The 13,609-nt window shown below is 46.4% G+C and carries 15 protein-coding genes; 10 read left to right on the top strand and 5 right to left on the bottom strand.

Annotation, left to right across the window (positions count from 1 at the left end):
• Window positions 1–9: 9 nt before the first annotated feature.
• The 3 genes from WH43_RS11705 to dapA form a co-directional block, all read right to left on the bottom strand.
• Complete coding sequence (locus WH43_RS11705) at window positions 10–645, bottom strand: YchE family NAAT transporter (RefSeq protein ID WP_053424793.1); 636 nt, start codon at window positions 643–645, stop codon at window positions 10–12.
• 189 nt (window positions 646–834) lie between these two features.
• Window positions 835–1,899, bottom strand: coding sequence for an NlpB/DapX family lipoprotein (gene bamC / locus WH43_RS11700; protein ID WP_053424792.1), 1,065 nt, complete (start codon window positions 1,897–1,899; stop codon window positions 835–837).
• 10 nt (window positions 1,900–1,909) lie between these two features.
• Window positions 1,910–2,791 carry a 4-hydroxy-tetrahydrodipicolinate synthase gene (gene dapA / locus WH43_RS11695; RefSeq protein WP_053424791.1) on the bottom strand — a complete coding sequence of 294 codons (882 nt, stop codon included), beginning with the start codon at window positions 2,789–2,791 and terminating at the stop codon, window positions 1,910–1,912.
• A gap of 143 nt (window positions 2,792–2,934) precedes the next feature.
• Between dapA and WH43_RS11690 the strand changes: the two genes are divergently transcribed.
• The 9 genes from WH43_RS11690 (at window position 2,935) to WH43_RS11650 (ending at window position 10,992) form a co-directional block, all read left to right on the top strand.
• Window positions 2,935–3,462, top strand: coding sequence for a glycine cleavage system transcriptional repressor (locus tag WH43_RS11690; RefSeq protein ID WP_053424790.1), 528 nt, complete (start codon window positions 2,935–2,937; stop codon window positions 3,460–3,462).
• A gap of 15 nt (window positions 3,463–3,477) precedes the next feature.
• Window positions 3,478–3,951, top strand: coding sequence for a thioredoxin-dependent thiol peroxidase (gene bcp / locus WH43_RS11685; RefSeq protein WP_053424789.1), 474 nt, complete (start codon window positions 3,478–3,480; stop codon window positions 3,949–3,951).
• 107 nt (window positions 3,952–4,058) lie between these two features.
• A complete protein-coding gene (locus tag WH43_RS11680; protein WP_053424788.1) occupies window positions 4,059–5,171 on the top strand; it encodes a PQQ-dependent sugar dehydrogenase in 1,113 nt (370 codons plus the stop codon).
• Window positions 5,172–5,187: 16 nt separating this feature from the next.
• Window positions 5,188–7,218: a TonB-dependent receptor family protein gene (locus WH43_RS11675; protein ID WP_053424787.1), complete on the top strand. Its 2,031-nt coding sequence runs from the start codon at window positions 5,188–5,190 to the stop codon at window positions 7,216–7,218.
• A 329-nt stretch (window positions 7,219–7,547) separates the two neighbouring features.
• Window positions 7,548–8,969: a beta-barrel assembly-enhancing protease gene (gene bepA / locus WH43_RS11670; RefSeq protein WP_286049693.1), complete on the top strand. Its 1,422-nt coding sequence runs from the start codon at window positions 7,548–7,550 to the stop codon at window positions 8,967–8,969.
• A 20-nt stretch (window positions 8,970–8,989) separates the two neighbouring features.
• Window positions 8,990–9,337: an arsenate reductase (glutaredoxin) gene (arsC, locus tag WH43_RS11665; RefSeq protein ID WP_053424785.1), complete on the top strand. Its 348-nt coding sequence runs from the start codon at window positions 8,990–8,992 to the stop codon at window positions 9,335–9,337.
• On the top strand, window positions 9,334–9,921 hold the full coding sequence (gene wrbA, locus WH43_RS11660) for an NAD(P)H:quinone oxidoreductase (RefSeq protein WP_053424784.1): 588 nt from the start codon (window positions 9,334–9,336) through the stop codon (window positions 9,919–9,921). The genes arsC and wrbA overlap by 4 nt, the downstream gene beginning before the upstream one ends.
• Window positions 9,918–10,346, top strand: coding sequence for a DUF2069 domain-containing protein (locus tag WH43_RS11655; protein WP_053424783.1), 429 nt, complete (start codon window positions 9,918–9,920; stop codon window positions 10,344–10,346). Before wrbA ends, WH43_RS11655 begins: the two co-directional genes overlap by 4 nt.
• Before the next feature lie 55 nt (window positions 10,347–10,401).
• Window positions 10,402–10,992, top strand: a complete 591-nt coding sequence (locus WH43_RS11650; protein WP_053424782.1) for an LON peptidase substrate-binding domain-containing protein — start codon at window positions 10,402–10,404, stop codon at window positions 10,990–10,992.
• On the opposite strand, the gene queE is transcribed toward WH43_RS11650, so the two are convergent.
• Window positions 10,985–11,650 carry a 7-carboxy-7-deazaguanine synthase QueE gene (gene queE / locus WH43_RS11645; protein WP_053424781.1) on the bottom strand — a complete coding sequence of 222 codons (666 nt, stop codon included), beginning with the start codon at window positions 11,648–11,650 and terminating at the stop codon, window positions 10,985–10,987. The two genes, WH43_RS11650 and queE, sit on opposite strands and share 8 nt — an antisense overlap.
• 87 nt (window positions 11,651–11,737) lie before the next feature.
• Between queE and queC the strand changes: the two genes are divergently transcribed.
• On the top strand, window positions 11,738–12,415 hold the full coding sequence (gene queC / locus WH43_RS11640) for a 7-cyano-7-deazaguanine synthase QueC (RefSeq protein WP_053424780.1): 678 nt from the start codon (window positions 11,738–11,740) through the stop codon (window positions 12,413–12,415).
• On the opposite strand, the gene WH43_RS11635 is transcribed toward queC, so the two are convergent.
• Window positions 12,403–13,281, bottom strand: coding sequence for a LysR substrate-binding domain-containing protein (locus WH43_RS11635; RefSeq protein ID WP_053424779.1), 879 nt, complete (start codon window positions 13,279–13,281; stop codon window positions 12,403–12,405). The genes queC and WH43_RS11635 overlap by 13 nt on opposite strands.
• Window positions 13,282–13,609: the final 328 nt, after the last annotated feature.

Raw genomic sequence — 13,609 nt, 5'->3', positions numbered from 1 at the left:
CTTTAGCCCTTAACCTGCCAACACAGGGAAAATTCCCTTTATGCCCAAACTAATAAATTCAATGGCAATTGCCGCCAGAATAAGTCCCATCACCCGGGTAATAATATTCATGCCGGTTTGCCCTAATCTATTAGCTATTTTACCTGATAAGCGCATCAGGATCGCCAGAAGAATGCCAACAAGTACAATTTCTGCCGAAATAATTAAATAATGCAACCAGCCTTCAGCTCTGTTGGCATACAAAATAACAGAACTAATGGCTCCAGGTCCTGCCAGCATAGGCATAGCCAGCGGTACCACCGCAATAGAAGATTTCTGAGTGGCCTCTAACCGCTCCGCTTCGGTACTTTTAGCGCCACTGGTTTGAGCATTTAACATCGAAATGGCCATCAACAAAATTAAAATACCGCCACCGACCCGGAACGAATTGACTGAAATACCAAAGAAACTAAGAATAAACTCACCAAAAAATAATGTTACCAATAGGATCACACTGGCGGCTTTGGCTGAGGTGATCGCCACTTGCTTTTTGTCCTGCTCGCTGTGATCAGCAGTGAGCGATAAGTACATAGGCAAAGCTCCCAACGGATTTAAGATCGCAATGATACCGATAAAAATCTTCAGATAATCCTGCACATCCAGCATCTGCTGTCCTTGATTCTCTTATTAAAGTGAGGCTAATCATAGCCTTATTTCAACTCTGCTGCAGCGTTTTCCATCACTGCGCCATATGACACAACTGATTTTATAAAAATGCAAAAAACCACCCGTAGGTGGTTTTTTCTATAAGACAACACTACTTCAATGAAGGGACACCGAGTCAGACAAAAGCTGTTACAGCTCTATGTTGCCTTTCTTAATAATCTTCACTAAAGCCTGGTGTAAGGCACTGACTTGTTCCGCAGACAAGACTTTTCCTTCACTGTCACGCCAGCTTATAAGGGTTCCAACTTCAGCTTTAGTTAACACCACCTGATAATCGCCCTCGGTTAAAGGCACATCGATAGTCTCTTCATCACTCCACAATGAATCCCAAAAACCTGTTTCAGGCTTGGTATAGGTGAGGAAAAAACTGTATTTCGTTCGATCCAGATCATTAACCACAAAGCCGTTTTGCTCAAACAACAATTCCAGCTGTGCCCAGGATGCATCTAAAGACTGTCCTGTGATCATGGCAGCATCACCTTGTGCGTCAAAACCTGTGGTCAGAGTAATTTGACGGGACTGAGCTTTTTTCAGATTAATCTGAACCAATTCCACAGTAGCGACTTTGTCTACCAAACGGTTCAGGAAATACACTTCTTCACGCTTCTGCGCTATAGCTGATAGCTTGGTATCGTTTTCGATAAAACGATGCTCAAGCAACTGCACTCTTACCCCAACAGTACGGCGATGAGGCTTAGGTTCCAATACGATCAGAAAACGGCTTTGCTCCTTTTCGACCATGTCTTTCCACAGCCAAAAGCCCTCTTCTTCAAAACGACTCACCCAGCCGGTTTCAAATACCAAACCTTCCTGATCTTTTTGTGTGATCTCTATTTGCTTTTCTTTACCAAAATCCAGCACATTTTTTTTCAGGTAAGGTAACAATTCACCTGTGAACTCTGAACGCTCGAACCAAATCCGGGCTTCTTTTTCTTCCTCTTCCACCCTGCTATTGGTGGCCAGAGCTAACACCTGCATTGGCGACTTCAATTCAACTTCAGTCACTGGTGCATTAGGCGCTGGCGGAATATCATACTGTGCAGGTTTTTTCGCTGCGGTTAATCCGGCGGGCACTTTTAGTTCAGCGACAGGCTTTGCCTCAACCGCGCTTTGTTCTGTTACTTCTTCAGGGAACAAAGAACAACCAGAGATAAATAACGAGGCAACTAAGCTTGCCGGGATCCAATACTGCACTATAAAACTCCTACACATTAATCTGGGCTTGTTTCAGCGCTTGTTCGATTACGCTTTGATGAATTGGTTCCAACCGGGTCAAAGGTAATCTTGCCATATCATCAGCAATTAACCCCATCTTCAGCAGTGCCCACTTACTCGGAATAGGATTGGCTTCGATAAACAACTGATGATGCAAACCTTGTAACTTCTGATCCAGCTGCTTTGCCAATTCTGTATTTTTTTCTAAGGCTGCTTTTGACATTTGTGACATCAACGCAGGCGCAACGTTGGTCGTCACAGAGATCACGCCGTGGCCACCTTTTAACATAAATTCACAGCAAGTGGCATCGTCACCGCTGAATAATAAAAAATCTGCCGGACATAACGCCTGCAATTGTGCCAGTCGCTCCATCGAACCAGTGGCCTCTTTGATTCCAATAATGTTTGGAACGTTCGCCAGTTCGGCTACTGTCTCAGGCTGCAAATCCACACCGGTGCGCCCTGGTACATTGTACAAAATGACGGGCTTGTCTGTGGCTGCGGCTACGGCCTGGTAATGCGCCAACATGCCTTTTTGCATTGGCTTATTGTAATAAGGCGTTACCGTTAAAAAACCTGCAACAGGCAAAGCAGATAACGTTTTAGTCTTTTCAACTGCGTCCGCAGTTGAATTTGAGCCATTACCAGCAATAACGGGAATACGTCCGTCCACCTGCGCTAATACAGCCTTGAGTACTTGCAGTTGCTCAGCGAAACTTAAGGTAACAGACTCCCCCGTCGTTCCCATGATCACCAAAGCGTCGGTCTGATTGCTTAAATGAAAATCCACCAATCGCTTCAGGCTGTCATAGTCCACAGCACCGACAGGATCCATAGGGGTGATTAAAGCAACAATACTTCCGCTAAACATGCTCAAGGCTCCAAAATTTTCAGGCTGCCTATGGTAATGACGCACGACAACAAACACAAGCAAAGGGACTGTCACACAGGTGAAATTTACGCTAAATATGCTAAACTTCGCAGCCGTTTTTCATTCAGAGACATCAACTTAGCATGCCACAACAATTGGTCGTCACTGCAATAGGTGCAGACAGAACAGGGCTGGTCAGCCGTCTGGCGCGTCTGGTTACCGACTGTAATTGCAATATAGTGGATAGCCGCATGGCTATTTTTGGCAACGAGTTCACTTTTATTATGTTGTTATCCGGCGATGCTGTGGCTATTAGCCGAATTGAACATTTATTGCCTGGTTTAGGTTATGAACTTGATCTACTGACCATGACCAAACGTACATCTGCTCAGCCTACTGCAGAGGTCAGTGCGCATTATGTGCTGGAGTATACCGGAACAGATAAAGTAGGCACCTTAGGTGCTATAGCGACCTTGTTGGCGAATCATCAGATTTACATTGGCGCTCTGCGTACTGAAACTCTGATTGACGCCCAAACCCAGCAGCTCTTAAACCACTGCACTATGACTGTCCAGTTGCCGCAAGGCACGCAGGTGGCTCAAATCAAACAAGAGCTTTTTGCTTTGCTTGAACAGCTTCAGTTAACGGGGCGTTTCGAAGCTCAGCTGTAAATAAAAGGGAAAATGATGAACAGATTAACAGCAGGACAACAGGCACCAAATTTTAGTTTGCCCGATCAAAGCGGACAGCTTGTGCAGTTAAATGACTTATTGAAAAAAAGTCGGGTATTGGTGTATTTTTACCCAAAAGCTATGACTCCTGGCTGCACAGTGCAGGCCTGTGGTTTACGCGACAGCAAAACACAACTGGCTGATTTTAATGTACAGGTGGTGGGGATCAGCATCGACGCCCCTGCAAGGCTGGCAAAGTTTGAACAAAAAGAGCAGCTTAATTTCACCTTGTTAGGTGATGAGGACCATCAAGCAGCAGAAGCCTTTGGCGTTTGGGGCGAAAAGAAGTTTATGGGCAAAGTGTATGATGGTATTCATCGGATTAGTTTTCTGATTGAGCAGGATGGCAGGATCAGTAAAGTCTTTGATGACTTTAAAACCAGCAATCACCATGACGTGGTGCTGGCTTATCTGAAAAACCCTGATTAACTTCCATTAATCCTGTGAGAATGGATACCAGCCGCATTTTTAGTACTTTTTTCTGCTATCCATTATGCTCAGGTTTATTTATAAACGCTTAAAAAAGGATCTGTTGTATGCATAAACTATCCCTGCTCAGTCTGGTCGCTGGCCTTAGTCTGGTGACTCAGCCTCTGGTGGCTGAAACTCTGAAAACCGAAAAAGCTACCTTGGACATGCAAACACTGTCATCGGGTCTCAATCACCCTTGGGCTATGCAATTTTTACCTGATGGCTCCTTGCTGGTGACCGAACGTGCAGGCTATATGCGTTACATCAGCAAAACTGGCGAAAAAAGTGAAGCCATTACCGGATTGCCCGCGGTGCATGCTAAGGGCCAGGGTGGTTTATTAGGTTTGGTTCTAGACCCTGACTTTGCAAAAAACAGCACTATTTATTTCAGTTTCAGCGAACCTCGTGAAGGTGGGGTCAATGCCACCGCAGTGGCCAGTGCCACTCTGGATGGTCAGACATTAAAAAATGTTAAAGTGATTTTCCGGCAGGCAGAAGCTATAGACAGCAACTATCACTATGGTGGTCGTCTGGCTTTTACTCCGGCAGGCGAACTTTTTATCACCATGGGCGATCGAGGTTCTCGTCGTGACGACGCACAGAAACTATCTGGTCACTTTGGTAAAATAGTCAAAGTAAACAAGGATGGTTCGCCAGCAGCTGGAAATCCTTTTGCAAATCAGAGCGATGCCAAAGCCGATATCTGGTCTTATGGTCACCGTAATTTGCAAGGTGCTGCTATTCATCCGCAAACCGGTGCTTTATGGACTCACGAACACGGTCCTCAGGGCGGCGATGAAATCAATATTGCCACTGCAGGTAAAAACTATGGCTGGCCAGTGATCACTTATGGTGAAGAGTACGGTGGCGGTGTGATAGGCGTAAAAACCAAAGCTGGTTTAGAGCAACCCTTGCACTACTGGGTACCTTCTATTGCGCCAAGCGGCATGAGTTTTTACACTGGTACTCAAATCAATGGCTGGCAAAATAACCTGTTAGTGGGTTCTTTAAAATTCGGTCAGCTCGTACGTTTGGAACTGACAGGCGACAAAGTCAGCCACGAAGAGCGCATCCGTATCGGCGCACGTATCCGTGATGTGCAGGCAGGCCCTGACGGTGCAGTGTATCTGCTAACCGACGAAGATGACGGTAAGTTATTGCGTTTATCCCCACAATAAAGAGTAACCAGTCTCCATGAACTATTTACCTTTTCAACTGAGCGCTTTAGCGCTCAGTTTTTTTTCTGCCGCTGTTATCGCGGTGGAGAATACTAATCCAGATGAACTACCGGATGAAATCATTGTAGTGACAGCTCAGGGTCAGCAGTCTCCTTGGATTGGCAGCGCAGCCAGCAGCTTTCGTAAAAGCTTTGAACGACAACCCTTACAAACAGACGCAGCCAGTTTACTGCAGCATATTCCGGGCATTCAGGCCGACAGCAGAGCCAATTATGCTCAGGACAGCCGTTTAAGTGCCCGAGGTTTTGGCAGCAGAAGTAGTTTTGGCATCCGCGGCATACGTTTATTACAGGACGGAATTCCGTTGTCGAGCCCGGACGGCCAGGGCCAATTCAGTTCAGTATTACTGGACCAACTGGCCTCTGTTGAAGTTCTGACAGGCCCGCTTGCTGTGTTGTATGGCAATGCCGCAGGTGGTGTGGTTGCACTGCAAAGCCGCTGGCCGACAGAAAACTCAGCCTCAGTGCAACTCAGTCACAGTCAGTTCGCCCGTCAGCAACTGCTCTCAGCGGCTATGGTAAAAGGTAAGCATGCAAGTTCCCTGAGCTTAAAAAACGCAGAGTTGCAAAGTCAACGTGCACACAGTGATGCCAAAAAACAACAAGCACAATGGTTGTGGCAAAGCGCTTTTGAGAACGAGCTAACACTCCAACTAAGATACGACTGGTCTTATGATCCACTGCTGCAAGACCCATTAGGTTTAACAGCACAGGAATGGCAGGAGGATCCGCGTCAAACCGCGGCCAATGCCCTCACTTTTGATACCCGTAAATTTACCAAACAACAGCAATGGAGCATAAACCTGTCACAGCAATTTGCAGATCAAAGCTGGCGTGTGGCGGCCTGGTTTGGTCAACGTGATGTAGGTCAGTATTTGGGCTTTGATGGTTCTGCGCCAACCTCAGCCGGAGGTGTGGTTGATTTGAGCCGGCCTTATCAAGGGTTGGATGCATCCTACAGCTGGCAATTTGACAAGGTGCGCCTGAGTGTAGGTGGTGCGCTTGAACAAAGTACCGATGAACGCCGCGGTTATGTCAATAACCAGGGTGCTCAGGGTGATTTGCGCCGCAATGAGGAAGGCGAAGTACAATCTGCTGATTTATACAGCCGCTTTGTTTGGGATCTGGACCCGGCCTGGCAATTAAGTGGTGGTGTTCGCCACTCTGATCTGGATTTTGATGTGACTGATTTTTATATCACAGCACAAAACCCTGATGACAGCGGATCTACTGCTTTTGCAAGAACCTCAGCCGCACTGGCGCTCAACTTTGCTCAGTCTGAGCATGTCTCCTGGTATATCAGCGCAGGCCGCGGTTTTGAAACCCCCACCTTTACCGAAATGGCGTACCAGAGCAGTGGCGAAGGTTTAAATTTAGGATTAAAAGAGAGTACCAACCAGCAATGGGAACTGGGTAATAAATGGCAGCAGGGCAACTGGCGCTCCAGTCTGGCGGTATTTTTGGTTGAAAGTGAAAATGAGTTAGTGGTCGATCAGTCCAGTGGCGGTCGTACCAGTTATCGCAATGCCAGTGAAACTAAACGTACCGGTGTTGAACTGTCGACCTTATGGTTTGCCTCTGCATCCTGGCAACATCAATGGACGCTCACTCAGCTCAATGCACGTTTCACCCAGGGAGCTCTGGATGGCAAGTTACTACCTGGAGTAGCCAAACAACAGGCTCAATGGCAAATCAGTTGGATGCCGCTACAAAGCAGCGAGTGGATGTTGCAGTTTGATACCTTGTATCGCGGCAAAATAGCTACCAGCGATCAAAACCTGTTATTTGCCCCTTCAGCTACTGTCTATCATCTGAAACTAGTGACCGAAACTGCATTATCCAATCTGCAGCTGCGCTACTGGCTAGGTGTAGATAATCTGACCGATAAAAATTATGTCGGGGCTGTAGTGGTCAATCAGGCCAATGGCCGTGCTTTTGAACCAGCATTGCCACGGTCTGTTTCTTTGGGATTAAATCTTAGCTTTTAATGCCGGAACTGAGCTTATTGCCTGAACAATAAGCTCTGACTGAAGCTAAAGCTTATATTAAGTTGAACTTCGCAGCTTTTTTTTTGCCAAATACAGTGAAATTAATCAGTGGTTTAACAACTTTCAACTGAACCACTGTACACTCTGTCTTATTCTGGCTTTGAGAGTCTCAACAGTGCACATCTAAAGATGTCGCGACTGTTGCAGCTTTGTCAAAAAAAGCTGGGGTAAGCGGACCAAGTGAATTAAAATTATCCGTGTTTAAAGCCGGTATGACTGAGTTCAAAAAATAAATGAAGCGATTTGCAGTAAAAAAACAACTCATCAAAATGAGTTTGTTCAGTATTGGTTTGGCTTTGAGTAGTACCTCAGTTCAAGCCAATAATGCCTTACCTGATATTGGCGGGAACGCTTTCTCAACCTTAACACCAGACAAAGAAAAGCAGTTGGGTGACGTAATGATGCGGCAAACCAAGGGCCAGTTGCCTATGGTGTATGACCCGCTGATGGATGAATACCTGAACTCAATGGGCAATCAAATGGTCGCCAAAGCTCAGGATGTTAAATTTCCATTCCGCTTTTATTGGGTGAACGATAAAAATATTAACGCATTCGCGACCTTGGGCGGCAATATTGTCTCCCACACTGGTACTCTGGCTGTGTCAGACAGTGAAAGTGAATTTGCCTCTGTCATAGCGCACGAAATCTCCCACGTTACACAGCGCCATATTGCACGGTCTGTAGAAGCTCGGTCTGAAAACGGCCCTCTCACTCTGGCGGGAATATTAGGGTCAATTTTGCTTGCTACAGTCAATCCGGAAGCGGGTATGGCCGGTATTATGGCCTCTCAGGGGCTGGCACAACAAAGCGCTATTAACTTTACCCGCAGTAACGAGCAGGAAGCCGACCGTATTGGTATTCAACTGATGGCGGATGCAGGCTATAACCCTTATGCTGTGCCGGAGTTTTTTAATAAACTGGCTGAAAAAAGCCGCTTTGCCAATACTCAATTGGCCTTCTTGTACACTCACCCCTTGTCACAATCCCGGGTCGCGGATTCACGCTTAAGGGCTGAACAATTTCCAAAGCGTTTTGTTGCAGACAGTCAGGACTATACCCTGATAAAAGCCAGAGTCATGGCGCGTTATCATTACCAGACAAAAGATGCACAAAGTTACTTTTTACGTAAACTGGCAGAGCCTGGTGGCAATACCAAAGCCAACCAATATGGTTTAGCTTTGACTTATTTTGATGACAAGCAAGTAGAGAAAGCCGACCAGATTATCAGTAAATTACGACAGCAAGAGCCGGATAACTTGTTTTATATAGACGCCTATACCGATATTCTGCTGGCACAAGGTAAGGCTGAACAGGCTATGTCGATGCTAGAACAGCACTACTTACTCAAACCTAATAATCAGGTCATTACGCTCAACTATGCCAATGCCGCTCTTCAGGGGAAAGCGTACAGATTAGCGGTCCATTTACTAAGAAATTTACTCTATTACAAAAATGACATTTTTTTGGCTTATGAAATGTTGGCCGACACGTACAAAGCCATGGAAGATTATGCCCGTTATTACGAGGCAAGAGCCGACTTATATTATCAAATGGCGGTTTACCCTAAAGCTATTGACGATTTAAACGAAGCATTAAACCATGTAGGCAAAAATAACACCTTAGAAAACAGACGTCTTGAAGCTAAGAAAAAACAATGGCAAACCGAACTCAATCGTCTGAAACGTTTGTAACATCAAGGTATAATTTTTTTATGATTACGCTCTACCATAACAATCGCTGTTCAAAAAGTCGGGAAGCTTTGGCCTTATTAGAACAAAGCGGCAAGACTTTTTCTGTACGTTACTATCTCGAGCAGCCTTTGTCTGTTGCTGAACTGACCGCCTTACTCAAAGCGCTGCAACTGCCAGCACGCGATTTATTACGCAGTAAGGAAGATGAATACAAGACGTTAGGCCTGGCTGATCCTGCTCTGTCCGAACAGCAATTAATTTCTGCCTTGGTACAACACCCTAAGCTGATGGAAAGACCAGTGCTTCAGGTGGGTGACAACGCAGTGATAGCAAGGCCTGCCGATAAAATGCTGGCGCTACTTGCATGAGTATTCAGCTATTAATTTTATATTATTCCCGCCATGGCTCTGTTGCCGCCTTAGCGGAAAAAATTGCTATTGGTGTTCAGCAAGCGGGTGCAGAAGTCATGTTGCGTACAGTGCCCGCTCTGGATGGCTCAGCCGTTGGTCTACATCCGCAAGTTACAGAACAAGACTTGCTCGACGCCGATGGCTTTGCTTTTGGCAGTCCTGTGCGTTTTGGCAATATGGCGGCCCCATTAAAAGCCTTTTGGGATAACACTAGTAGTCTCTGGCTTAAAGGCGCTTTGATGGATAAACCAGCTGGAGTATTTACATCATCTGGCAGTATGCATGGCGGTAATGAAGCTAATTTACTCAGTATGATGTTACCGTTGTTGCACCACGGCATGCTGGTGATAGGCCTGCCTTATCTGGAACCAGAACTGCATCATACTCAAACAGGCGGCACACCTTATGGCCCAAGCCATGTCAGTGGCTTATCAGGTGCAAGCCATTTGAGTAAAGATGAACATCAACTGGCTATTCAATTTGGCAAACGGCTTGCTTTAGCCGCTATTGCGTTAAAAACATCCGGATTCAGTACCTTATGAACGATCTATCTGTGGCCATGGCTCCTTCCACCCGTCTTTATCTATGGCTTGGCCGTATTGGTTTTGTCGGGCTTTTTATGCTGATCCCTGTCTGGGTTTTATGGTTAGCACCACCAGAACTGGGCAGTGCTAAGGTTCTGCTTGCCTTGCTGTGGACGCCTTTGTGGTTCCCACTTTGGGGCATGATCACAGGTAAAGCTTATACCTTTGCCTGGGCTAACTTTATTGTAATGCTGTACATGGTCCACAGCCTGACACATTTATGGGTCAGCGTAGGTACTGAGTTTTTTCTGGCTCTGCTTGAGCTACTGTTTTCTGGCCTCATGTTTGTTGGCTGCACTTACTACGCCCGCAACAGAGGCAAAGAATTGGGCTTAAAAATCCCTAAATTGAAAGACGATCCGATAAGAACTGCAAAAGACTAATCTGAAAGCCCAGCCACAGCGTACATAACCGCAGAGTAGTTAACGACTTGCGGTTATGAACCCTATAATAGCTTTATTTCCACTAAATACCTTATTACTGCCTGAAGGCAAAATGCGTCTGCGTTTGTTTGAACCGCGCTATCTACGCATGATGAAAGAAGCCAGTAGTGGTCAACGCCCTTTTGCGATGGCAAGCATCAATCCGCTTGTTAGTCAGCATCATGCTGATCGCATCTGTCCTGAGGTGACCCTAGTCTCTATTATTGACTTTGAACAATTACCCGATGGTTTGCTGGGTATCACTGTCGAAGGGCTGGGCCGTTATCAAATTATAAAAAGATGGCAAGAGCAGGATCAACTGCATGTCGCTGAGCTTGAACCTATCCGCTTCTGGACTGCAGAGAACACCACAATAGAACACCAGCCACTCTGGCATAAACTGCAACTGGTATTTAAACAATACCCTGAACTGGCCAGACTTTATCCTGAGCCTGAGCATCAGAATTTATGTTGGCTGGTGTCGCGCTGGATGGAACTTCTTCCCCTGACTCCCCACTTAAAACGTCAGTGGTTAAAGCAGGATTTAACTACCACAGCCAAAGACCTTGAGATATGGCTGGAAGATAGTCTGGAAGAAATCAGTTAATACCCAGATACTTATGGACCTGCACACTTAAGCGCCAGTTGTATTGTTTACAAAATTCAATAGCCAGCTGAGTGGCTTTGGCTTTTTGACTGATAGGCTGCAGATACACTAGTGTAGTGCTTAAATCCAGCCCCTGTATCAGCTCCAGTAGCTCGTCAATATGCTTTTCCATAGCTACAGGGTGCTTAATCTCGTTGGCACGCTCCAGTGCCGTGCGTAGCACTTCGTAGCCGCCTTTCATATTTACTTTAGGTGAAACAGTCACCCAGGTACTGACAGGCGCCAGAATTTCAAAGGTACCACTGGTTTCAATCTGTGTTGAAACCCCCCGTGCATGCAACAGCTCACACAAAGGTCGTAAATCATACATACAAGGCTCGCCACCTGTGATCACCACATGTTTAGCACGGTAGCCTTTGTCGGCAAAGAGTTGCACTATTTGCTCTGAGGTTAAACTGCACCAATGATCAGAATCGGCTTTTTTCTCTAAAATTGCGGCAGGACTTAATTGCAACTCGGGATCGATTTCCCAGGTCTGTTTGGTATCACACCAGGAGCAGCCTACAGGACAACCTTGTAAACGCAGAAAAATAGCTGGAGTACCGGTGTAACTACCTTCACCCTGAATGGTCTCGAAAATCTCGTTTACTTTATACACTTTATGGGGTTTTCCTTTAGCTACGGGCTCAGATACAGTACAATGCGCGCCCGAAATTTTGCCCATTATAGCGAGAGAGCCGAACAGATGCCGCAAAAAGTTGTTGTGATTTATTCCGGCGGTATGGATTCATTTACCGTGTTGCACAAAGCCATAGCTGATGGACATGAAGTCTATGCCCTGTCTTTTAACTATGGTCAGCGCCATGTCAAAGAACTGCTCTGTGCTAAAAACGTCTGTGAAGAATTAGGCGTGCCTCATAAGGTGGTGGATATTTCTGCCATTAATCAGCTCCTGGCAGGTTCCAGCCTGATGGCGCCAGACAGTACACATGAAGATATCCAAATTCCCGAGGGGCATTACGCTGCAGATACGATGAAATCAACAGTGGTGCCCAACCGCAATATGATTTTATTGTCTCTCGCTGTGGGTTATGCCGTCTCACTGAATGCCCGCGCTGTATATTACGGCGCACACTCTGGCGATCATTTTATCTATCCGGATTGCCGTCCTGAATTTGTGCACAAAATGAACGATGTCTGCCAGGTGGCTAACTACGAACCTGTGGACATTGTCAGCCCTTATTTAAGCCAGACCAAAATTGAGATTTTGCGTGATGGTTTAGCCATGGGGCTGGATTACAGCAAAACCTGGACTTGTTACAACGGCCGCGAAAAAGCCTGCGGCAAATGTGGCTCTTGTCAGGAACGTCTGGAAGCTTTTGAGCTAAACCAAGCGACAGACCCGCTGGCCTACGAAGGCTGATGCTGGCTGATTTGTTCCAATAACTGTCGTAATGGGGTCGCCTCTTGCTGCCCCTGTCGACACGCCGCATACATAGTTCGAAACAAGCCCTGCTCACCTATGGGTAAAACCGCCAGCAAGCCCTGAGCTCGATAAGGCTCCATCAGCCACCGCGGCAACAAGGCCACCCCCTGCCCTGCGGCAATTAACTGCAGGATCTGGCTACTTTGAGCTACGGTTCTGAATTTGGCTTCCAAACCTGCTGGAGCGAACACGTACCGATATAAATCCTGTCGCTCCAGAGGTAAAGGATAGCCTAATAAAGTCTCTTGTCTGAGCTGCTGCGCTACTACAAAAGCCTGCTGTGCCAGCGGATGATCGGTGCTCACCCCCAGACAAAGCTGCATTTCAAATAAAGCTTCGAAAAAAACGCCCTGAAGATCACGTTGATCTGTCGTCAGCACCAAATCCAGTTCATCACTTAATAAAGCATCCAGCGCGTTGTGCTCTATCTCTGCAGAAAACTCTATTGGGCAGTTCGGTTCTATCAGTCCAAAAGCTTTAACAGCAGGCATTAACCAGTGAAAACAAGCGTGGCACTCCACAGCCAGTCGAATACCACTTAAACTCTTCCTTTTAAGTTGTGCTTCTGTCTGTGCGACCAAAGGCAATACTCGTGCGGCTAAATCCAACAACAACTGGCCTTGTGCGCTAAAACTCACCGGCTGGCTTTTACGCAGATAAAGCGTCGTCCCGAGCGAAGACTCTGCTTCTTTGAGCTGATGCGACAACGCCGACTGGGTCAAACACAGTTGTTCAGCCGCGGCCACCAAAGTACCGGTCTGTTGCAGTGCCTGTAAAGTTCGCAGCAATTTTAAATCTATCATGCCTCATACCTCACTTGAGTCATCTGCATACGCATCATGCAATGAACTCATTGTACTTGCTTTAGCATAACTACAGAAACTGGACATGTAAACATCCAGATGCCCAAAGAAACAATAAAGCAAGTTTTGACTCGAGAGATATAAGCAACCTTCAAATGATAAGGCGGGGGAAAAGTCTGTCAGGCAGCGTGGCAAAAGCTTGCCCTGTGCTGTAGCTGCAAATAAAAAAAGGGCCAAGTAGGCTAATGCCGATCAGATAAGCATTTTTCAGATCGGTTGACCGATCCAGTGGTTGATGTATAAAGGCCTGCAACAGAGATGTAGCAGG

This window comes from Rheinheimera sp. KL1 (assembly GCF_001275035.1).
In the GTDB taxonomy this organism is placed as follows: domain Bacteria; phylum Pseudomonadota; class Gammaproteobacteria; order Enterobacterales; family Alteromonadaceae; genus Pararheinheimera; species Pararheinheimera tangshanensis.
Note: the sequence above shows the minus strand (reverse complement) of the source record. Positions and strands in the feature narration are given on the sequence as shown.